Source organism: Streptomyces sp. NPDC047971, assembly GCF_040653355.1.
Taxonomy (GTDB): domain Bacteria; phylum Actinomycetota; class Actinomycetes; order Streptomycetales; family Streptomycetaceae; genus Streptomyces.
In genome coordinates this window covers 118,295-139,133 of record NZ_JBEZNW010000009.1, presented here as the reverse complement: position 1 = coordinate 139,133, position 20,839 = coordinate 118,295, and the positions used below count along the sequence as shown (strand labels likewise).

17 protein-coding genes are annotated in these 20,839 nt (G+C 72.6%); 4 read left to right on the top strand and 13 right to left on the bottom strand.

The genetic code is table 11. The features are described 5' to 3' along the window. Positions 1-19: 19 nt before the first annotated feature. The 4 genes from AB0D99_RS12130 to AB0D99_RS12115 form a co-directional block, all read right to left on the bottom strand. Positions 20-388 carry an NTP pyrophosphohydrolase gene (locus AB0D99_RS12130; RefSeq protein ID WP_362359357.1) on the bottom strand — a complete coding sequence of 123 codons (369 nt, stop codon included), beginning with the start codon at positions 386-388 and terminating at the stop codon, positions 20-22. A gap of 12 nt (positions 389-400) precedes the next feature. Continuing rightward, positions 401-1,495 carry an LCP family protein gene (locus AB0D99_RS12125; RefSeq protein WP_362359355.1) on the bottom strand — a complete coding sequence of 365 codons (1,095 nt, stop codon included), beginning with the start codon at positions 1,493-1,495 and terminating at the stop codon, positions 401-403. A gap of 148 nt (positions 1,496-1,643) precedes the next feature. Further along, positions 1,644-3,773, bottom strand: coding sequence for a 3-hydroxyacyl-CoA dehydrogenase NAD-binding domain-containing protein (locus tag AB0D99_RS12120; RefSeq protein ID WP_362359353.1), 2,130 nt, complete (start codon positions 3,771-3,773; stop codon positions 1,644-1,646). Next, complete coding sequence (locus AB0D99_RS12115; protein WP_362359351.1) at positions 3,770-4,984, bottom strand: acetyl-CoA C-acyltransferase; 1,215 nt, start codon at positions 4,982-4,984, stop codon at positions 3,770-3,772. The genes AB0D99_RS12120 and AB0D99_RS12115 overlap by 4 nt, the downstream gene beginning before the upstream one ends. Positions 4,985-5,327: 343 nt before the next feature. On the opposite strand from AB0D99_RS12115, the gene AB0D99_RS12110 reads away from it, so the two are divergent. Then, positions 5,328-6,500, top strand: coding sequence for an alpha/beta fold hydrolase (locus AB0D99_RS12110; protein ID WP_362359349.1), 1,173 nt, complete (start codon positions 5,328-5,330; stop codon positions 6,498-6,500). 30 nt (positions 6,501-6,530) lie between these two features. On the opposite strand, the gene AB0D99_RS12105 is transcribed toward AB0D99_RS12110, so the two are convergent. The 3 genes from AB0D99_RS12105 to AB0D99_RS12095 form a co-directional block, all read right to left on the bottom strand. Continuing rightward, positions 6,531-7,814 (bottom strand): ribonuclease D, encoded by a 1,284-nt coding sequence (locus AB0D99_RS12105; protein ID WP_362359347.1) that lies wholly within the window; start codon positions 7,812-7,814, stop codon positions 6,531-6,533. A gap of 161 nt (positions 7,815-7,975) precedes the next feature. Then, positions 7,976-8,641 (bottom strand): response regulator transcription factor, encoded by a 666-nt coding sequence (locus tag AB0D99_RS12100; protein WP_017242457.1) that lies wholly within the window; start codon positions 8,639-8,641, stop codon positions 7,976-7,978. 210 nt (positions 8,642-8,851) lie between these two features. Continuing rightward, positions 8,852-9,544, bottom strand: coding sequence for a DUF3000 domain-containing protein (locus tag AB0D99_RS12095; protein ID WP_362359344.1), 693 nt, complete (start codon positions 9,542-9,544; stop codon positions 8,852-8,854). 91 nt (positions 9,545-9,635) lie between these two features. On the opposite strand from AB0D99_RS12095, the gene hemE reads away from it, so the two are divergent. Next, complete coding sequence (gene hemE, locus AB0D99_RS12090; protein WP_362359342.1) at positions 9,636-10,712, top strand: uroporphyrinogen decarboxylase; 1,077 nt, start codon at positions 9,636-9,638, stop codon at positions 10,710-10,712. A gap of 106 nt (positions 10,713-10,818) precedes the next feature. Here the strand turns inward: hemE and AB0D99_RS12085 are convergent, their stop codons facing one another. Further along, positions 10,819-12,192, bottom strand: a complete 1,374-nt coding sequence (locus AB0D99_RS12085) for an FAD-dependent oxidoreductase (RefSeq protein ID WP_362359340.1) — start codon at positions 12,190-12,192, stop codon at positions 10,819-10,821. Between the two features lie 27 nt (positions 12,193-12,219). Continuing rightward, a complete protein-coding gene (locus AB0D99_RS12080; protein ID WP_362359338.1) occupies positions 12,220-13,122 on the bottom strand; it encodes a DUF4349 domain-containing protein in 903 nt (300 codons plus the stop codon). Positions 13,123-13,283: 161 nt separating this feature from the next. On the opposite strand from AB0D99_RS12080, the gene hemG reads away from it, so the two are divergent. Both hemG and hemQ read left to right on the top strand, forming a co-directional pair. Beyond that, complete coding sequence (gene hemG, locus AB0D99_RS12075; RefSeq protein ID WP_362359336.1) at positions 13,284-14,756, top strand: protoporphyrinogen oxidase; 1,473 nt, start codon at positions 13,284-13,286, stop codon at positions 14,754-14,756. A gap of 17 nt (positions 14,757-14,773) precedes the next feature. After that, positions 14,774-15,487, top strand: a complete 714-nt coding sequence (hemQ, locus tag AB0D99_RS12070; protein WP_362359334.1) for a hydrogen peroxide-dependent heme synthase — start codon at positions 14,774-14,776, stop codon at positions 15,485-15,487. A 5-nt stretch (positions 15,488-15,492) separates the two neighbouring features. Here the strand turns inward: hemQ and AB0D99_RS12065 are convergent, their stop codons facing one another. From AB0D99_RS12065 to AB0D99_RS12050, 4 genes are all read right to left on the bottom strand, one after another. Beyond that, on the bottom strand, positions 15,493-17,145 hold the full coding sequence (locus AB0D99_RS12065; RefSeq protein WP_362359332.1) for an alpha/beta hydrolase: 1,653 nt from the start codon (positions 17,143-17,145) through the stop codon (positions 15,493-15,495). Positions 17,146-17,215: 70 nt separating this feature from the next. Beyond that, positions 17,216-18,262: a TIGR04222 domain-containing membrane protein gene (locus AB0D99_RS12060; RefSeq protein WP_362359330.1), complete on the bottom strand. Its 1,047-nt coding sequence runs from the start codon at positions 18,260-18,262 to the stop codon at positions 17,216-17,218. Further along, the gene (locus tag AB0D99_RS12055; protein ID WP_362359328.1) at positions 18,259-19,971 is read right to left on the bottom strand and encodes a DUF692 family multinuclear iron-containing protein; all 1,713 of its coding nucleotides are present in this window, start codon (positions 19,969-19,971) and stop codon (positions 18,259-18,261) included. The genes AB0D99_RS12060 and AB0D99_RS12055 overlap by 4 nt, the downstream gene beginning before the upstream one ends. A 96-nt stretch (positions 19,972-20,067) precedes the next feature. Then, the gene (locus tag AB0D99_RS12050) at positions 20,068-20,823 is read right to left on the bottom strand and encodes a DUF4142 domain-containing protein (protein ID WP_362359326.1); all 756 of its coding nucleotides are present in this window, start codon (positions 20,821-20,823) and stop codon (positions 20,068-20,070) included. Positions 20,824-20,839 lie beyond the last annotated feature (16 nt).

The window sequence follows — 20,839 nt, the reverse complement described above, 5'->3', positions numbered from 1 at the left end:
ATGATCCGAGGGAAACGACCTAGGGCTCCGGCAGCGCGCGGGGGCCCACGCAGTGGGCCCCGTGCTCGCCCACCCGTCGACGCAGTTCACGGTCGGCCGTGACCACCAGGCACGGCCGACCTGCCGCGCTTTCGGCCAGTTCCACGACGAGGTCGTCCCCGCTGCCGGGCGCCTCCTCGACCCGTACCCCTGGCACGGAATCGACGCCGCGGGCCCGTCCCTCGACGACCAGCACGATCTCGAAGGGACCGCCCTCCGGCCCGCCCCCGGCCGCGAGCCGGTCCCGCAGCCGCTCCGCGGCCGCACGCCGGTCCCGCCACCAGCCGTCGGGCCGGGAGCCCACCACGTTGGCGCCGTCGACGATCAGCAGAGGCAGTGCGGGGTCCATGCGGACAGGATGTCACCCACCGGTCGCGGGAGACTTCTTCGCCGACTCGGGGATCGGGGAGTCCTCCCGGATCGCCTTCCACAGCTGCGCCGCGTTGGGCTCGTGGGCCACCACGCGGTTCGGGTCCTTCTTGTCGTAGGCCACCGGCAGCATGATCGTCTCCATGGTGCTCGGGTTCACCCCGTTCATCGACCGCGCGAAGTCGCTCAGGGCCGTCAGCGAGTCCAGCTCCGAGTCGGTGGTGAGCGCCTTGGTCGCCGAATCGGCGATCTCGTAGGTCTTGGCCGGGCTGCTCAGCAGGTCCTGCTTCTTGATCTCCGTGAGCAGCGCCATCAGGAACTTCTGCTGGTTGCCGATGCGGCCGAGGTCGCTGCCGTCACCGACGCCGTACCGGGTCCGTACGAAGGCGAGGGACTGGGTGCCGTCGAGCTTCTGCGGACCGGCCGCGAGGTCGAGTCCGGCCGCGCCGTTCCTGATCGGCTCGTCGAGGTCGACGGTCACTCCGCCGATGGCGTCCACGAGGTCCTTGAACCCGGCGAAGTCGATCTCCAGGTAGTGGTCGAGCCGCACACCGGACATCTTCTCGACGGTCTTCACCACACAGGCCGGACCGTGCTGGGCGTAGACCGAGTTGAACATGACGCGCTGGGCGGAGGGGGCGGTGCCGCCGCCCTTCCGCGGGCACTCGGGCCGGGTCACCAGGGTGTCGCGGGGAATGCTGATCGCGACGGCCTTCGTCCGGCCCTCGGGTATGTGGACCACCAGCGCGGTGTCCGACCGGGCGCCGGACACCTTGCCCCCGTCGAGCGTCGCGTTGGCCCCCGCCCGTGAGTCCGAACCGAGCACGAGAAGGTTCTGACCGCCGGCCGGCGGCTTCTGCGGCCGGTCGTCCCCGAGTTCCTTGTGCAGGTCCACGGCCTTGATGTTGCCGTCGATGCTCGTGTACATCCAGTACACGGTGCCGCCGGCGGCGAGGAGGAGGACGAGCAGCGTCAGCAGGACGATCCGCCCGGTCCGGCGCCGGCGCTTCGGGGCGGCGCTGCGCGCGGGCGCGGCGGAGCGATCGGAATCGCTGCCGGATTCCGGCGTGAATCTGTCCTGGTTCATCCTGCCTCAGTTCTCTGCTCCGTAGGGCGTGCAGTATAGGCAAGACGGTCGGACTGGCGTACGAGTTCGCCGGGTTGACGCCGTGTGAACGACGACTGCCGGCGGCGGCACCCGAAGGTGCCCCCGCCGGCAGTCGGCTGTCGCGTCGTTACGCGGGGACGCTCGCCACGCCCTGCGCGAGGAACGGCTTGCCGTTCACCCGCTGGGAGACGCCCTCACGGTCCAGGTACGGCGTGATGCCGCCCAGGTGGAAGGGCCAGCCCGCGCCCGTGATCAGGCAGAGGTCGATGTCCTGCGCCTCGGCGACGACACCCTCCTCCAGCATCAGGCCGATCTCCTGCGCCACCGCGTCCAGGACGCGGTCGCGGACCTGCTCCTCGGTCAGGACGACGTCGCCCTGCTTCAGGAGCGCGGCGACCTCGGGGTCCAGCTCCGGCTTGCCGGAGTCGTAGACGTAGAAGCCGCGCTTGCCGGCCTTGACCACGGCCGCCAGGTTCGGGGAGACGGTGAAGCGCTCCGGGAAGGCGCGGTTCAGGGTCTCGGACACGTGCAGACCGATCGCCGGGCCGACGAGCTCCAGGAGGACCAGCGGCGACATCGGCAGACCGAGCGGCTCGATGGCCTTCTCGGCCGTCTCGACCGAGGTGCCCTCGTCGATGACGTTCTGGATCTCGCCCATGAAGCGGGTCAGGATGCGGTTCACGACGAACGCCGGGGCGTCCTTGGTGAGGACCGCGGTCTTCTTCAGCTTCTTCGCGACACCGAACGCGGTGGCGAGAGAGGCGTCGTCCGTCTTCTCGCCGCGCACGATCTCCAGCAGCGGGAGGATCGCGACCGGGTTGAAGAAGTGGAAGCCGACCACGCGCTCCGGGTGCTGGAGCTTGGAGGCCATCTCCGAGACCGACAGCGAGGAGGTGTTGGTGGCGAGGATCGCGTGCGCCGGGGCGACCGCCTCGACCTCCGCGAACACCTTCTGCTTGACGGACATCTCCTCGAACACGGCCTCGATGATGAAGTCCGCGTCCGCGAAGCCCTCGGCCTTGTCCAGGACGCCGGAGACCAGGCCCTTGAGACGGTTGGCCTTGTCCTGGTTGATCCGGCCCTTGCCGAGCAGCTTCTCGATCTCGGCGTGGACGTAGCCCACACCCTTGTCGACGCGCTCCTGGTCGATGTCGGTCAGGACGACCGGCACCTCCAGGCGGCGCAGGAAGAGCAGGGCGAGCTGGGAGGCCATCAGACCGGCGCCGACGACGCCGACCTTGGTGACCGGGCGGGCCAGCGACTTGTCCGGGGCACCGGCGGGGCGCTTGCCGCGCTTCTGCACCAGGTTGAAGGCGTAGATGCCGGAGCGGAGCTCGCCGCCCATGATCAGGTCCGCGAGGGCCTGGTCCTCGGCGTCGAAGCCCTTCTGCAGGTCGCCGTCCTTGGACGCCTCGATGATGTCCAGGGCGCGGTACGCGGCCGGGGCCGCGCCGTGCACCTTGGAGTCGGCGATGAACCGGCCCTTGGCGACGGCCTGGTCCCAGCCCTCACCGCGGTCGATCTCCGGACGCTCCACCGTGACCGAGCCGTTGAGGACCGACGCGGTCCAGATCAGCGACTGCTCCAGGAAGTCGGCGCCCTCGAAGATCGCGTCGGCGATGCCGAGCTCGAAGACCTGCTTGCCCTTGAGCTGACGGTTCTGGTTCAGCGAGTTCTCGATGATGACCGTGACGGCCTTCTCCGCGCCGATCAGGTTCGGCAGGATCGTGCAGCCGCCCCAGCCGGGGACCAGACCGAGGAAGACCTCGGGCAGCGAGAAGGCCGGCAGGGCCTTGGAGACGGTGCGGTAGGTGCAGTGCAGACCGACCTCGACACCGCCGCCCATCGCCGCGCCGTTGTAGTACGCGAAGGTCGGCACGGCCAGCGCGGACAGACGCTTGAAGACGTCGTGACCGCCCTTGCCGATGGCGAGCGCGTCGGAGTGCTGCTTGAGCAGCTCGACGCCCTTGAGGTCGGCGCCCACGGCGAAGATGAACGGCTTGCCGGTGACACCGACGCCGACGATCTCACCGTTCGCGGCCTCGGCCTCGACCTGGTCGATCGCCTTGTCGAGGTTCGCCAGGGACTGCGGACCGAAGGTGGTCGGCTTGGTGTGGTCGAAGCCGTTGTCCAGCGTGATCAGCGCGAACCGGCCCGCACCCGCGGGCAGTTCGAAGTGCCGTACGTGGGCGCTGGTGACGACCTCGTCCGGGAACAGCTCGGCCGCACCCTTCAGAAGCTCGGCGGTGGTGCTCACTTGCCCTCCCAGTGGGGGTTCTCCCAGATGACGGTCGCGCCCATGCCGAAGCCGACGCACATCGTGTTGAGGCCGTAACGGACCTGCGGGTTCTCCTCGAACTGGCGGGCCAGCTGCGTCATGAGACGGACGCCGGAGGAGGCGAGCGGGTGACCGTACGCGATCGCGCCGCCGTACTGGTTGACGCGGGCGTCGTCGTCGGCGATGCCGTAGTGCTCCAGGAACGCCAGGACCTGGACCGCGAAGGCCTCGTTGACCTCGAAGAGGCCGATGTCCTCGATCGAGAGGCCGGCCTGGGCCAGAGCCTTCTCGGTCGCCGGGATCGGGCCGTAGCCCATGACCTCGGGCTCGACGCCGGCGAAGGCGTACGAGACGAGGCGCATCTTCACCGGGAGGTCGTTCTCGCGGGCGAAGTCCTCGGAGGCGATGATCGAGGCGGTGGCGCCGTCGTTGAGACCGGCCGCGTTACCGGCGGTGACGTTGCCGTGGACGCGGAAGGGCGTCTTCAGGTTCGCCAGCGACTCCAGGGTGGTGCCCGGGCGCATCGGCTCGTCGGCGGTGACCAGGCCCCAGCCCGTCTCGCCGCCCTCGGGGGAGGTGCGGCGGACCGAGATCGGCACCAGGTCCTGCTGGATCTTGCCGTCGGCGTACGCCTTGGCGGCCTTCTCCTGCGAGCGCACGGCGTACTCGTCGGCGCGCTGCTTGGTGATGCTCGGGTAGCGGTCGTGCAGGTTCTCGGCGGTCATGCCCATGAACAGGGCGGACTCGTCGACCAGCTTCTCGCTCACGAAGCGCGGGTTCGGGTCGACGCCCTCGCCCATGGGGTGGCGGCCCATGTGCTCGACGCCACCGGCGATGACGGCGTCGTACGCGCCGAAGGCGATGGAGCCGGCGACCGAGGTGACGGCGGTGAGGGCACCGGCGCACATGCGGTCGATGGAGTAGCCCGGGACGGACTGCGGCAGACCGGCGAGGATGCCGGCGGTGCGGCCGAGGGTCAGACCCTGGTCACCGATCTGCGTGGTCGCCGCGATGGCGACCTCGTCGATCTTCGCGGGGTCGAGGCCGGGGTTGCGGCGCAGCAGCTCCCGGATGGCCTTCACGACGAGATCGTCGGCGCGGGTCTCGTGGTAGATGCCCTTCGGGCCCGCCTTGCCGAACGGGGTGCGGACGCCGTCGACGAAGACGACGTCCCTGACGGTACGAGGCACGATGGCTCTCCTCCAGGGTGCGGGATGGCACTGCTGCGGCACGCGGCTAAGCGCGCGCTTGCTGCCCCCATGCTACTTGCGGGTAACCATGCTGCCCAGCCCCGGGGGCCGGAGCGGTGAAGGTCACACTGCGGGGAGGGTACGCCGAAGCGCCGGCCGGGGCGCGGGGGTGCGTGTGTGCGCCCGGCGCACGCCCGTCCGATCGGCGTGCTGCGGCTACCCGATCGTGTCGACGGCGCGGTCGACACGGTCACGTCAACCATGCGGGGCGTGGTTCCGAGCGGACGCTGATCGCACCCCGGGCGAACCGTCCCGGGACCGATCCGGAGAACGGAGCACCCCCATGGCTGTCACCGACCTCTATGTGGACCACGTGTCGTCCATCCCCGCGAACAAAGGGCTGAAGGTCAAGCTCTTCGTGCGGGAGCACGAGGCCAGGAACCCCGGCACTCCGCGCCGGCCCGTCCTCATGCTCCACGGCCGCAGCGTCCCCGCCGTGGCCGGCTTCGACCTGCCGTACAAGAAGTACAGCTGGGCCGCCGAGCTGGCGAAGGCCGGCTTCGACGTGTACCTGATGGAGCTGCAGGGCTCCGGACTGTCCACCCGGCCGCAGATGGACGACCCGCACAACGTCAGCCCCGCCCCCGCCCAGCAGCAGCTCCTCGTCCCCAACCCGAACGGGACCCTCTACAACGGCCCGGTGCCCTACCCGTCCCAGCTGAACAACTCCCGGAGCGACTGGGACGAGGTCGACACGGTCGTCGACTTCGTCCTCCAGCGCACCGGCACGACGAAGGTCGACCTGATCGGCTGGTCCGCGGCCGCCCAGCAGCTCGGGCCCTACAGCATCCAGTACTCCGACAAGGTGCGCAGCCTCCTCCTGGTGGCCCCGATCTTCCCGCCGGAGGGCAGGCAGAGCGCGCCAGGTACCGACTTCGACCCACCCGTGGCGCTGCCGGTGTCCACACCGGCCGGCGCCTTCGGCTTCCCGATGACCGTCGGCACCAAGGGCGGTCTCAACACCTCCTGGGAGAAGGACCTGGGCTGTCCGGACCAGCGCGAGGCCGGGATGGTCGAAGAGGTGTGGAAGGCGATCATGGCGGTCGACAAGGAGGGCGTGAAGTGGGGCGGCACCGTGCCCGGATCCCCCGAGGGGCTCAACCGGATCCGGAACTCCTACTGGTGGGGCTGGAACTCGACCACCGTGCCGCTGCACGGAATCCTCGGTGACAAGGTGCCCGTGTGCATCGTGTACGGGGAGCACGACACGATCATCAACACCTCGCCGGGTCTCGGACTCCTGTACTTCTCCACGTCCGAGCTCTACAAGAAGATCCCCGGGCCCAAGAAGCTGATGTTCCGGCTCTCCTGCGCGGGGCACCAGATCGTCTGGGAGCGCAAGGCGAAGCTGCTGCACACGATGTCCGAGCACTGGCTCAAGGACGGCAAGGTCTTCGGCGAGACGAAGGGCAGCTTCTACCGGGACGAGGACGAGATCCTCACGCCGATGGAGTGAGGATCCCGTCACGGGGCCCGGCGGAGCGGGTCAGGCCCCCGCGGCCAGCGCCGTCACCAGGAGCGGGGTCACCAGGCCCACCTGCCAGGGCCGGGCTCCGTGGCCCGTGAGTGCCTCGGCGACCGAGTCCTCGGTCGCCGGGGCCGGCGGCTCCCAGCAGACGCGGCGGACCGTGTCCGGCGTGATCAGGTTCTCCTGCGGGAGGTTCAGCTCCTCCGCGAGGGCCGAGATCGCCGTGCGCGCCGCCGACAGGCGGGCGGCCGCCGCCGGGTCCTTGTCCGCCCAGGCGCGCGGCGGAGGCGGGCCCGCGACCGGCTGGCCGGGCTGGGGGAGCTCGTTGTCCGGGAGGGCCTTGGCGCGGTCCACGGCCGTCTGCCACTGCTCCAGCTGGCGTCGGCCCATGCGGTGTCCGAAGCCCGGCAGCGCGGTCAGCGCGGCCACGTTCGCGGGCACGGCGAGTGCCGCCTCCACGATCGCGGTGTCACTGAGCACCTTGCCGGGCGAGACGTCCCGCCGCTGCGCGACGCGGTCCCGGGCCGTCCACAGCTCCCGTACGACCGCCATCTGGCGGCGGCGTCGCACCTTGTGCATCCCGGACGTCCGCCGCCAGGGGTCCTTGCGGGGCGGCGCGGGCGGGGCCGCGGCGATCGCGTCGAACTCCTGGCGGGCCCACTCCAGCTTGCCCTGCCGGTCGAGCTCCTTCTCCAGTGCGTCACGCAGGTCGACGAGCAGCTCGACGTCCAGCGCGGCGTACCGGAGCCAGGGCTCGGGCAGCGGGCGGGTGGACCAGTCCACCGCGGAGTGCCCCTTCTCCAGGGCGTAGCCGAGAACGGACTCGACCATCGCCCCGAGCCCGACCCGCGGGAAGCCCGCGAGGCGGCCGGCCAGCTCGGTGTCGAACAGCCGGGTCGGCACCATGCCTATGTCGCGCAGGCACGGCAGGTCCTGGGTCGCCGCGTGCAGGATCCACTCGGTCCCGGCGAGCGCCTCGCCGAGTCCGGAGAGATCGGGGCAGCCCACGGGGTCGACGAGCGCGGTGCCCGCGCCCTCGCGGCGGAGCTGGACGAGATAGGCGCGCTGTCCGTAGCGGTAGCCGGAGGCGCGCTCGGCGTCCACGGCGACGGGGCCGCGGCCGGCGGCGAAGGCGGCGATCACCTCCGCGAGCGCCTCCTCGGTCTCGACGACGGGCGGAATGCCCTCGCGGGGCTCCAGCAAGGGGATCGGCAGCCCGTTCGCAGGGACGTCGTCGTCCGGGGGAGCGCCCCCGGTGGTTCGCAGTGCTGTGTCTGCTGCGGTCTCTTGGGCGTCGGTCACGTGTCAAGGGTATCTGTGAACGGCAAGCGCCTGCCGACGGAACGTTCCGTCGACAGGCGCCGATCTTTCGTCAACCGTTCAGGGATCGCCGTGGGCCCGGTGACGCGGCTCGTCCGGGGCCCGCTTCCGGTCCGCTTCCGGTCCGGCGCGGCCTGCCAGGGTCAGTGGATGATCCCGGTGCGCAGCGCCACCGCGACCATGCCGGCCCGGTCACCCGTGCCGAGCTTGCGCGCGATCCGGGCGAGGTGGCTCTTCACGGTCAGCGCGGACAGGCCCATCGAGACGCCGATGGCCTTGTTCGACTGACCTTCGGCGACCAGCCGGAGCACCTCGACCTCACGGCCGGAGAGCTCGCGGTAGCCGCCCGGGTGGCTCGGGGCACCCGGGGGGCGGCGGTGGCCGAGACGGGCGGCCGCGGAGCCGATGGGGGCGGCGCCGGGGCGGGTGGGGTGCCCGATGTTCGTACGCGTACCGGTGACGACGTAACCCTTGACGCCACCGGCCAGTGCGTTGCGCACCGCGCCGATGTCGTCGGCGGCGGAGAGGGCGAGGCCGTTGGGCCAGCCCGCGGCGCGGGTCTCGGACAGCAGCGTCAGGCCGCTGCCGTCGGGGAGGTGGACGTCGGCCACGCAGATGTCACGGGGATTGCCGACGCGGGGACGGGCCTCAGCGATGGACGACGCCTCGATGACGTCACGTACTCCGAGGGCCCACAGGTGGCGGGTGACGGTGGAGCGGACGCGCGGGTCGGCCACGACGACCATGGCCGTCGGCTTGTTGGGGCGGTAGGCGACCAGGCTTGCGGGCTGCTCGAGGAGAACGGACACACGGCCTCCTGGGGAGATGCGGGACGGAGCCGGCTCGGGGAGAAGCCGGGGGCGAACCCGTGCGGTGAAGGGGTCAATGACTCCTTCGGCAGCTCGGGCGCCCGCCTTTAGAGAAAGATCACGATTTGGTGAGTAACAATTCGGGCAATTCGGACGAGTGATCGATCATCCTACGAGTGAGCCTCCGTCCGGACGGTCCCGGACGCGCCGTCACGGCTGCTGCGGACCCCGGCGCTGGGGCAGCGAGACGACCCCCGCACCCGAGATCGTCCCCGCCCCCGGATCGGGTGCGGTCGGCGGCAGACCGGCGATCTGGCACAGCAGATCGCACCAGGCCGTCAGGTGCGCCGCGGTGTCCGGCACGCCCCCCAGGCCCTCCTGCGGCGTCCACGAGGCCCGGATCTCGATCTGGGTCGCGGGACGGCGTTCGGCGAGCCCGCCGAAGTAGTGCGAGCCCGCCTGGGTGACCGTACCGCTCGCCTCCCCGTACGGCAGCCCGCGCGCCTCCAGCGCACCGGTCAGCCAGGACCAGCAGACCTCCGGCAGCAGCGGGTCCGACGCCATCTCCGGCTCCAGCTCCGCCCGTACCAGCGTCACCAGCCGGAAGGTGCCCTTCCAGGCGTCGTGGCCGGCCGGATCGTGCAGCAGGACGAGCCGGCCGTCGGCCAGATCCTCCTCGCCGTCCACGACCGCCGCCTCCAGTGCGTACGAGTACGGAGCGAGCCGCTGCGGCGGCCGGGTCGGATCGATCTCGACCTCCGGCCGCAGCCGGGCCGAACGCAGTGCCTCGACCGCCCGCCGGAACGCGGGCGGCACCGGGTTCGTCTCCGGTTTGCCCGCCGTGTCGCCCGCCTGTTCGTCGCCGTCGGAATGATCGGAAAAATGTCCCTGAGCCGCAGCCATGCGGGGAAGAGTAGGCGGAACGGGGGCCTCGCGCAGGGAGGGACACCCGGCCCGGACGAGCGGCTTCCCGCCACATGCGAAGATTCTGGGCGTGAGTGCCAATGACAGCCCCGAGGGCCAGCAGACGAAGCACCAGCCGCAGACGTACGACTCCGCGTTCCTGAAGGCGTGCCGGCGCGAGGCCGTGCCGCACACGCCCGTCTGGTTCATGCGGCAGGCGGGCCGCTCGCTGCCCGAGTACCTGAAGGTCCGCGAGGGCATCCCGATGCTCGAGTCCTGCATGCGGCCCGAGCTGGTCACCGAGATCACGCTGCAGCCCGTGCGCCGCCACAAGGTGGACGCGGCGATCTACTTCAGCGACATCGTCGTCCCGCTCAAGGCCATCGGCATCGACCTCGACATCAAGCCGGGCGTCGGCCCGGTCGTCGCCGACCCGATCCGCACCCGCGCCGACCTGGACCGACTGCGCGACCTGACCCCCGAGGACGTCCACTACGTCACCGAGGCCATCGGGATGCTCACCGGCGAGCTGGGCTCCACGCCCCTCATCGGATTCGCCGGCGCGCCTTTCACTCTCGCGAGCTACCTCGTGGAGGGCGGCCCGTCCCGCAACCACGAGCACACCAAGGCGTTGATGTACGGCGACCCGCAGCTGTGGGCCGACCTGCTCGACCGCCTCGCCGAGATCACCTCGGCCTTCCTCAAGGTCCAGATCGAGGCCGGCGCCTCCGCCGTACAGCTCTTCGACTCCTGGGTCGGAGCCCTCGCCCCCGCCGACTACCGCCGTTCGGTGATGCCGGCCTCCGTGAAGGTCTTCGAGGCCGTCGCCTCCTACGGCGTCCCCCGGATCCACTTCGGTGTCGGCACGGGTGAGCTGCTCGGCCTCATGGGCGAGGCGGGCGCGGACGTCGTCGGCGTCGACTGGCGCGTCCCGATGGACGAGGCCGCCCGCCGCGTCGGCCCCGGCAAGGCGCTCCAGGGCAACCTGGACCCGGCCGTGCTGTTCTCCACCCGCGAGGCCGTCGAGGCCAAGACGGACGAGGTCCTGGCCGCCGCGAGCGGTCTCGAAGGGCACGTCTTCAACCTGGGTCACGGCGTGCTGCCGACGACCGACCCGGACGCCCTGTCGCGCCTGGTGGAGTACGTCCACACCAAGACGGCCGTCTGAGCGACGCCCTCGGGTGACCGCGCCGTCGTTCCCCATGGGGGAGCGACGGCGCTCGCGCTCGCGCCGGGGAGCGCCGCACGCTCCCGGCGCACGCGCGCGTCCCGGTTCAGCCCGCCGCGCGCACCGCCGCCACCGCCTTGCGTGCCGCGACCAGCACCGGGTCCCACACCGGCGAGAACGGCGGCGCGTACCCCAGGTCCAGGGCCGTCATCCGCTCCACCGTCATCCCGGCCGTCAACGCCACCGCCGCGATGTCCACCCGCTTCCCCGCCCCCTCACGGCCCACGATCTGCACCCCGAGGAGCCGGCCCGTACGGCGCTCCGCGAGCATCTTCACCGTCATCGGCGCCGCGCCCGGGTAGTACCCCGCCCGGCTGGTCGACTCGATCGTCACCGTCACGTACCGCAGTCCGACCTCGCGGGCGTCCTTCTCCCGCAGACCGGTGCGCGCGATCTCCAGGTCGCACACCTTGGACACCGCCGTGCCGACCACACCGGGGAACGTGGCGTAACCGCCGCCCACGTTCGAGCCGATCACCTGCCCGTGCTTGTTGGCATGCGTGCCCAACGCGATGTGCCGCTCCCGGCCGGAGACCAGGTCGAGCACCTCGACGCAGTCGCCGCCGGCCCAGATGTTCTCGTGCCCCCGCACCCGCATCGCCAGATCGGTGAGGAGACCGCCGTACGTCCCGAGCGGCAGCCCGGCCGCACGCGCCAGGGTCGTCTCCGGGACCACGCCCATCCCGAGGACCACCACGTCCGCCGGATACTCCGCGTCCTCCGTCGCCACCGCCCGGACCCGGCCGTCCTCACCTGTGAGGATCTTCGTGACCGCCGAGGAGCCGATCGTCCTGATGCCGAGACCGTCCATCACCCGGTGGACCAGGCGCCCCATGTCCGGGTCGAGCGTCGCCATCGGCTGCTCGCCCCGGTTGAGCACCGTCACCTCGTAGCCCCGGTTCAGCAGCGCCTCGGCCATCTCCACGCCGATGTACCCGGCGCCCACGACCACCGCGCGCCGGCCCTGCGTACGCTCCAGCGAGTCCAGCAGCGCCTGCCCGTCGTCCAGCGTCTGCACCCCGTGCACCCCCGGTGCGTCGATCCCCGGCAGCGGCGGCCGCAGCGGCCGAGCACCGGTCGCGACCACCAGCTTGTCGAACCCCGTCCACGCCTCCGTACCGGACTCCAGGTCGCGCGTCCGCACCCGCTGCCCCGGCACGTCCACCTCGGTCACCTCGGTCCGCATCCGCAGATCGATGTCCCGAGCCCGATGCTCCTCCGGGGTGCGCGCGATCAGCTCGTCGCGCTCCTCGACGTCTCCGCCGACCCAGTACGGGATGCCGCAGGCCGAGTACGAGGTGAAGTGACCGCGCTCGAAGGCGACGATCTCCAGCTCCCCGGGCGTCTTGAGCCTGCGTGCCTGCGACGCGGCGGACATCCCCGCCGCGTCGCCGCCGATGACCACCAGTCGTTCGCTCATGACAACACGCTACGTCGGCTGGGCGGTTCAGTCCGTGGATGTGTCAGGTCCCTGCGCCGCCTCCGCCTGCGCCGCCTCCGCCCGTGCCCCGGTCGTGCGACGCCGCAGCCGTGGGCGGACGAGCAGGCGCCACAGCAGGTACAGGGCGAGGGCCACCGCCAGCCAGGGTGCCACCGCCGCCAGGACGATCACCACCCAGGCCAGCGCCGTCACCAGCGCGTTCCAGCCGCCCGCGAGCGCGTCCAGGAAGTCCGGACGGTCCTCGGAATCCGACGCCTTCTCCGTCTCCCTCTCGGTGAGTTCGAGGGTGATCGTCGCCAGCGTCGTACGGTCCTTCAGCGAGGACTGCTGGGCCAGCAGCGACTCCAGATCCGCCTGACGGCGGCTCAGCTCGCCCTCCAGGGTCACCACATCGCCCAGCTTCTCCGCCCGGTTCATCAGCGCGCGGACCCGTTCGACGCTCGCCCGCTGGGTGGCGATCCGGCTCTCCACGTCCACCACCTGCTCGGTGACGTCCTTCGCGTCCGCCTTCCGGGACAGCAGCCGTCCCGTGCCCGCCAGCTCCCCGAGCACCGCGTCGTACGAGCCCTGCGGCACCCGCAGCACGATCCGCGAGGTCAGATGCGTGTCGTCGATCCGCTCGGTCGACTCGCTCGCGACCTGACCGCCCGCGCCCTCGGTGACCCGGCGGGCGGTCGCCAGCGCCTCGGACGCGTCCTCGACCTCCACGCTCAGCTCGGCGGTACGGATGATGTGCTGCCGCGGGGCCGTGGGCGCGGCCGGCTTCTTCGCGGCCTCGTACCCCTGGTCCGCCGCGCCCGCCGCGCCCTCGGCGGGGCGCGCCGCGCTCTGCCCCTTGCTGTCGGCCGCCCGGTCGGCCGCGCCCCCGGCGCAGCCGGCCAGCGCCAGCGAGACCGCGAGCACCGCCACGGCCGCTCTCCGTGCCCCTCGAACTCCGCGCATGGGATCCCCCCTGGGGTGGTGGTGAGTGTCGCCGGTTCGACGTACGGGGAGGGGGCGCGGGTTGCCCCCCGGGCGGTAGCGAAGCGGTCACGTTCCGGCCTCGGAACGGGTTTTGAGAGAGTGGAGCCATGAACGCGCACGTTGTCGTAGTCGGAGGCGGCATCGCCGGCCTCGCCGCCGCCCACCGGCTGCTCTCCGCCGGAGCACGGGTGACGCTGCTCGAAGGCGGCGACCGGATCGGCGGCAAACTGCTCGCCGGGGAGATCGCCGGCGCCCCCGTCGACCTGGGCGCCGAGTCGCTGCTCGCCCGCCGCCCCGAGGCGGTGGCGCTCGCCCGCGCCGTCGGCCTCGGCGACCGGCTCCGGCCGCCCGCCACGACCACCGCGTCCGTGTGGACCCGGGGGACGCTGCGCCCGATGCCCAAGGGGCACGTCATGGGCGTCCCCGGCGACGCCGCCGCGCTCACCGGCCTCCTCTCCGAGGAGGGGCTCCACCGGGTCGAGCGGGACCGCGAACTGCCCCCGGCCGAGATCGGCGAGGACATCGCCATCGGCGCGTACGTCGCCGACCGGATGGGCCCCGAGGTCGTCGACCGGCTGGTCGAGCCGCTGCTCGGCGGGGTCTACGCGGGCGACGCCTACCGGATCTCGATGCGGGCCGCCGTCCCCGCGCTCTTCGCCGCCGCCCGTGCCCACGACACGCTCACCGACGCCGTCCACGCCGTCCAGCGCGCGGGCGCCGCCACCCCCTCGGACGCGGCGGGCGCGGCCACCGGACTCGGCGGCTCCCCCTTCATGGGCATCGAGGGCGGCATCGGCACGCTGCCCGACGCGGTCGCCACGGCGATCCGGGCCGCGGGCGGCGAGATCCTCACCCACGCTCCGGTGACGGAGCTGCGGCGGATCGCGGGACCGGAGTCCGCCGCCGCGTCCGCCACCCGGTGGCGTGTCGTGACCGGGGGGCGGGCCGTCGAGGCCGACGCGGTCGTCCTCGCGACCCCCGCCTGGGCCACCGCCGAGCTGCTCGGCCACGAGGCGCCCCGCGCCGCCGACGAGCTCGGGGCCGTCGAGTACGCCTCCATGGCGCTCGTCACCCTCGCCTTCCGCCGGACCGACGTCCAGGGCCTGCCCGGGTCCGGGTTCCTGGTGCCGCCCGTCGACGGGCACACCATCAAGGCGTCCACCTTCTCCAGCCAGAAGTGGCAGTGGGTCTCCGACGCCGCCCCCGACCTCTTCGTCCTGAGGACCTCGGTCGGCCGCTACGGCGAGGAGGAACAGATCCTCCGCGACGACGCCGACCTCGTCGAGACCTCGCTCAAGGACCTCGGCGCGGCCATCGGCCTGACCGCCCGCCCCGTCGCCACCACCGTCACCCGCTGGACCGGCGGCCTCCCGCAGTACCCCGTGGGCCACCTCGCCCGCGTCGACCGGATCCGCGAGGCCGTCGCGCACCTGCCCGGACTGCGCCTCGCCGGGGCCGTGTACGAGGGCGTCGGCATCCCCGCCTGCATCGCCTCCGGCCACCGCGCCGCCGACGAGATCGCCGACGAGATCATCGCCACGTCGGAAAGCACCCACCCTGGTGCGGGGCACTGTCCGTGACGGGCGAGAATAGGCGTATGAGTGCGCCCGAAAAGATCCCGAACGCCGGTAAGAAGGCGAAGGACCTCAACGAGGTCATCCGCTACACCCTGTGGTCCGTGTTCAAGCTGCGCGACAACCTGCCCGAGGACCGCGCCGGATACGCGGACGAGGTCCAGGAGCTGTTCGACCAGCTCGCCGCCAAGGACATCACCATCCGCGGCACGTACGACCTCTCCGGTCTGCGCGCCGACGCGGACGTGATGATCTGGTGGCACGCCGAGACGAGCGACGAGCTCCAGGAGGCGTACAACCTCTTCCGCCGCACCAAGCTGGGCCGCGCCCTGGAGCCGGTCTGGTCGAACATGGCGCTGCACCGCCCCGCCGAGTTCAACAAGTCGCACATCCCGGCCTTCCTGGCCGACGAGACGCCCCGCGACTACGTGAGCGTCTACCCCTTCGTGCGCTCCTACGACTGGTACCTGCTGCCGGACGAGGACCGCCGCCGGATGCTCGCCGACCACGGCAAGATGGCCCGCGGCTACCCCGACGTCCGCGCCAACACGGTCGCCTCGTTCTCGCTCGGCGACTACGAGTGGATCCTCGCCTTCGAGGCCGACGAGCTGCACCGCATCGTCGACCTCATGCGCCACCTGCGCGCGTCCGAGGCGCGGATGCACGTCCGCGAGGAGGTCCCCTTCTACACCGGCCGCCGCCGTTCCGTGGCGGACCTGGTGGCGGGCCTGGCCTGACGGCCCTACGAACTCGGTGACAGCCCGGCGACCGGCCGGACCGTCACCCCTCGACCCGGAAGATCAGACGGCGGACGGAGTTCCGTACGCCGCTCCAGCGACACCGGGTCCGGCTCCGGGTGCGGCGCGCACGACGCGCGCCGCACCGGCGTCCCTCCGGGCACGGCCCCGGTCAGCAGATACGTCTCCAGGTGCTCGTTGACGCAGGCGTTCGGGCCGCCCCCGATGCCGTGCGTCCCGGCGTCCCGCTCGGTCACCAGCGCGGACCCCCACAGCCTGCGCTGCAGCTCCAGCGCCCCCTCGTACGGTGTGGCCGCGTCCCGCTCGGCGGCCAGGATCAGCACCGGCGGCAGGACGCCGGGACCGCTCCGCACGTCCAGCGGCTCGCGCCGGGGTGCCTTCCAGTACGCGCACGGCAGGTTCAGCCACGCGTTGTCCCAGGTCTCGAACGGCGCGGTCTTCGCCAGCCGGGTGTTGTCCCGGTCCCAGACGGCGAAGTCCTCCGGCCAGGGAGCGTCGTTGCACTCCACCGCCGTGTAGACCGCCCTGGCGTTCCCGTCGTCCGGGGACGGCTCCCGTGCCGGCGCGGCCTGCTCGGTCAAGGGCCGCGGATCGCCCCTCAGATAGCGCGACAGCGCGGTGGCCCGCAGCGCCCAGAATCCGTCGTGATAGCCCACGTCGAGCATCGCCGCGTGCAGCTGGCCCTGGCCGACCCTCCCGCCCGCCGGGCTCGCCGCGAGTCCGGCGCGGACCTTCTCGTAACTCGCCTGGACCTCCCGCGCCGTGGCGCCCAGACCGTACACCTCGTCGTGCTCGGCGACCCAGGCGCGGAAATCCGCCCAGCGGCGCTCGAACGCGGGCGACTGGTCCAGGTTGTTGACGTACCAGATCTGGCGCGGCGCGGGGTTGACGGGCGCGTCGAAGACCATCCGGCGCACCCGGTGCGGGAAGAGCGTGGCGTACAGCGCCCCGAAGTACGTGCCGTACGAGGCGCCCATGTAGGTCAGCTTCGGCTCGCCCAGCGCCGCCCGCAGCACCTCCAGGTCACGGGCGTTGTTGAGCGAGTGGTAGTGGCGCAGGGCCGGGCCGGTGCGGGTGGCGCAGCCCTGGGCGTACGTCTTCGCGCGGGCGATCCGCTCCCGCTTGTAGACCTCCGAGGGGTGGGTGGGCGCCGGTGTGGGGCCCGTGGCGCGGTCCGCGGGGTCCTGGCAGGAGACGGGTGCCGAGCGGCCGACCCCGCGCGGCGCGTAGCCGACCAGGTCGTACGCGGCGGAGATCCGCTTCCAGGCGGGGAGCTCCGCGGCCAGCGGGAAGGACGTCGAGGAGGCGCCGGGGCCGCCCGGGTTGTGGACGAGCGCGCCCTGGCGGTCCGCGGCCGGGCCCGACGCCTCGACCCGGCTCACCGTCAGCGGGATCGAGGCGCCGTCCGGGTCGGCGTAGTCGAGCGGGACCCGGACCGTGCCGCACGTGACGTGCGGCGGCAGCTTCTCCTCCACCGGGCAGGTGGTGAAACGGATGCCCTCGACCGCCGCGCGCCGGGCCGCGAGCAGGGTGCCGCGCGCCTCGGAGGGCGGGGCGTCCAGCGCCCGGCCGGGCGGGGCGGCGAGTGACGTCAGGACGAGCGAGCCGACGACTCCGGACAGCACGAGGGCGTTCACGCCGGGATCGTCGGCACGCGTCGCGGGACCTGTAAAGGACCTTCGCGGGGTGTCGGGAGCAACCACCCGATCAGCCGCTGGAACCTCCGCAACTGGAACCGCCGCTGCTGGAGCTCCCGCAGCTGGACCCGCTGCTGCTGGAACTCCCGCAGCTGGACCCGCCGCCGCTGGAGCCTCCGCAGCCGCCGCCCCCGCCCCCACCGGAACAGGCGCTCGCGGAACAGCCACCGCCACCGGCACCGCTGTCGGACCCGCCGCCCGACCCTCCGGGAGCGCCACCGCAACCGCTCGGACTGCCGGGGGTGCCCGCGCACCAGTGCAGGGCCGCGAGCGTGAGCGCGTCCGTCCCCGCGGTGTGGGAGGAGTGCGCAGGGGACGGCCTGGGCATCCGGGCCGCCGCGATCAGCTGCGTCCGCAGCTCCGTGTCGGGCACGCCGCGCAGGCCGCGCAGCCCGACCTGGTGTCCGGCGTCGGGGAAGTAGACGTGGGCGGCCCGGTACTCGGCGGCGGCGCGACGGCCGGCCCGGGTCGTCCGCCCGGCGTTGTACGCGCCGCAGACGAGGGCGACGACGATGCCCGCGAACAGGACGGGCACGACCTTGAAGACGAACGGGACCTCGAACGCGTCGCGCGCGACGCCCACGGACAGGGCGATCGAGACGATGAGCAGAGCGAACGAGCCGAAGCCCAGGGCGAGGCAGGCCCGCTTGCCGGAGCGCCTGGCCTCCGGAGCCACCATCAGACCGCGCGCGGCCAGACTGTCGCCGATCTCCTGGACGGCGGGGCTGCGCATCACCGCGAGCCGCAGCTCGTGCAGGGCGCCACTGGGAGCGGCCGCGAGCTGCTCCAGGACGGCACGGCCGACATGGTCCCGGGCCCGCAGGTCCGGGCGGAGCACGACGACGAGGCCGGGGCCCCCGACGCCGATGAGTCCGTCGGCGTGCAGGGTCGCCAGGGTGGTGTCCACGACGCGGGGCGGTCCGCCGAGCAGGAACGCGGCCTCGGCGAGGTCGTGGACGGAGCCGCCGTGGTCGGCGCGGGCGGCGCGGAGCCGGGCGATCGTCAGGAAGAGGGCGACGAGGACGGCGGCCCAGACGATCAGGGCGAGGAGGTTCATGCGGCCCTCACTTTCCGTACGAGCGTGGCGCGGGCGGCGCGGATGAGCCGGGTCGCCCGGCCGGGCGGGCGGGTGTCGGCGCGCTCCTGCCACCAGCGGGTGAGCCGGCGGCGGGCGTCCGGGTCCTCGGGGCGGCCGGTGACGAGCAGGTTCTCGACGAAGGCGAGGGCGTCGCGGCGGTAGCCGCCGGTCATGGGGCGGGTCCTGGCGTACGCGAAGAACGCGCGGCGGTAGTCGGTCCCGAGGATCTCGGGCAGCTCGGGCGCGATCTTGGCGATCACGTCGGCCCGCTTGCCGACGAGGGCGCGGCTCTGCACGCCGAGCCGCCGCGTGTCGAACCCCTCGGGCGCGGGTGTCCCCGCGACGAGCGCGGACAGCAGCGCGGCCTGCGCCACGGCGACCCGCCCGCGGGCCCGCTCCGGATGGTCCCCGGTCGGCGGGGCCGGGAGCCGGCCGAGGGCCGCGTCGGGCGAACCGGGGGTGGACCCGGCCGTGACGGGCCCGCCCGGGGCCGCTCCCGCCGTGCCGTCCTCGGCCCGGCCGGCGGAGGATGCGTCGCTCTCGGCCACAGGAGCCGTCTCCGCCGGCTGCGGCATCGGGCCGCCGGAGACGCGAGCCCCCGCGCCGATGAGCAGCGGCCGCCCGACACCGGCGTCCTCGGCCTCGACGGCCTCGACGGCCTCGACGGCCTCGACGGCCTCGACGGACGGCGCCCCGGTCCCGGCGGACAGCGCCGCGGCCTCGGCGTCCTCCGTGATCCCGGTGGCCCCGGTCCCGGCCTTCTCCGTGAACCCGGTGGCCCCGACCTCCGTGGAGCGTGTTCCCGTCACGCCGTCCAGGCGTGCGCGGATCGTCGCGAGTTCCGACGACAGTTCCGCCTGGGGCGGGAAGCGGTCGTCCCGTTCCAGCAGGACGCCCGGCGGGGTGGTCCTCGACACCAGGTCCGAGAGGATGTCCAGGACCGGCTCGGGCACCGGGTGGGCGTGGGTGTCGTGCCAGACGCCGTCGCGTTCGAGGCCGCCCGCGACATGGACGTACGCGATCGCCTCGACCGGGAGTTCGGCGAGGGCCTTCGACGGGCACTCGCCACGGTTGACGTGGTTCGTGTGGAGGTTCGCCACGTCGATCAGGAGCCGTACCCCCGTGCGCTCCACCAGCTCCGCCAGGAACTGGCCCTCCGTCAGCTCCTCGCCCGGCCACGAGATCAGCGCCGCGATGTTCTCCAGCGCCAGCGGCACCGGCAGCGCGTCCTGCGCGATCCGTACGTTCTCGCACAGCACGTCCAGCGCGTCCCAGGTCCGGGGCACCGGCAGCAGGTGGCCCGCCTCCAGGACCGGCGTCGCCGTCAGGGCGCCCCCGGCCCGTACGAACGCGATGTGCTCCGTCACCAGCGGCGCACCCAGGGCCTCCGCCTTGGCCGCCAGCTCCCTCAGCCGTCCCGCGTCCGGCCGGTCCGCGCCGCCGAGGCCCAGGGAGACCCCGTGCGGCACGACCGTGACCCCGCGCGCCCGCAGCCGGTTCAGGGAGTCGGGGAGGTGGCCGACGCACACGTTCTCCGCGACGACCTCCACCCAGTCGATCCCGGGCAGCGCCTCGATCGCGTCCGCGATCTCCGGCCGCCAGCCGATCCCGACCCCGAGCGCGGTGCCGGGGCCCGTGCCGGGCGTCGTCGCGCGTGCCGTGCCGAGCGTCGTGCGGTGTTCCTTCATGTCCCCCTCCTTCGGTCCCCCAGGTGATGGCCCGGCCGGAGACGTTCGAATCCGGTCGGAGGGACGTTCAGAGGTTGATTTGAGGTTCCGGCGCCGCTACGGCTCCGAGTGCGGGGTCACGATCCCCGCCTCCGGGACGGGGCGCGAGGTGAACGACTGGTCCGTCCCCGAGGGCACCACCGGCGAGGGCGCCGCCGGCGAGGGCACGACCGGGGGACCGGTCGGCGGCGAGGTCTTCCGGCCCGCGGCCTCGTTGGCCAGCGCGTCGTGGTCGACCATTCCGGTCGCCTCCAGCATGGTGATGTGGTCGAGCACGGTCTGGTTCGCGTCGCTCGCCAGCTGCCGGATCAGCGTGTTGCGCGTGGTGTGCCGGACCTCGGCGATCAGCGCGAACACCTTGCCGTGCGCGTTGCGCAGCAGGTTCGCGAACTTGCGCTCGTACTCCTCGCCGCTCGCGGCCGTGAGCTCGCGCAGCCATCCCTGCTGCTGTTCGGTCGGCTGGTTCGGCAGCTCCACGCCCAGCTTCGCGGCCACCGTACGGGCCCGTCGGTCCAGGTCCGTGTGGCCGACGACGAGATGGTCGCCGCACTCCACCATCGCCTTGCTGGGGGCGCGCTCGATGGCCTGCTGGCCGGCCGGGAGCTCCCAGAGACCGGCCAGCCGCACCTTGACGAGGAAGTCACGGTCCGTGGCGGACAGCGGTCCCCACTGGGTGGCCACGCTCGACGCGTTCAGATTCGCCTGGCCCGTTCCGGAGCGGTCGGCGTAGGACCAGACGGGGAAGGCGAGCGCGCCGACCGTGGCGACGAGCGCCGCGATGATGAGGGCCGTCCCGTTGACGCGTAGCGACAAGGTGTCTCCCGTACGT

Coding starts and splice junctions, on each gene's coding strand:
- AB0D99_RS12130 (WP_362359357.1), bottom strand. CDS start 388: ATGGACCCCGCACTGCCTCTGCTGATCGTCGACGGCGCCAACGTGGTG.
- AB0D99_RS12125 (WP_362359355.1), bottom strand. CDS start 1,495: ATGAACCAGGACAGATTCACGCCGGAATCCGGCAGCGATTCCGATCGC.
- AB0D99_RS12110 (WP_362359349.1), top strand. CDS start 5,328: ATGGCTGTCACCGACCTCTATGTGGACCACGTGTCGTCCATCCCCGCG.
- AB0D99_RS12095 (WP_362359344.1), bottom strand. CDS start 9,544: ATGGCTGCGGCTCAGGGACATTTTTCCGATCATTCCGACGGCGACGAA.
- AB0D99_RS12085 (WP_362359340.1), bottom strand. CDS start 12,192: ATGAGCGAACGACTGGTGGTCATCGGCGGCGACGCGGCGGGGATGTCC.
- hemG (WP_362359336.1), top strand. CDS start 13,284: ATGAACGCGCACGTTGTCGTAGTCGGAGGCGGCATCGCCGGCCTCGCC.
- hemQ (WP_362359334.1), top strand. CDS start 14,774: ATGAGTGCGCCCGAAAAGATCCCGAACGCCGGTAAGAAGGCGAAGGAC.
- AB0D99_RS12060 (WP_362359330.1), bottom strand. CDS start 18,262: ATGAACCTCCTCGCCCTGATCGTCTGGGCCGCCGTCCTCGTCGCCCTC.
- AB0D99_RS12055 (WP_362359328.1), bottom strand. CDS start 19,971: ATGAAGGAACACCGCACGACGCTCGGCACGGCACGCGCGACGACGCCC.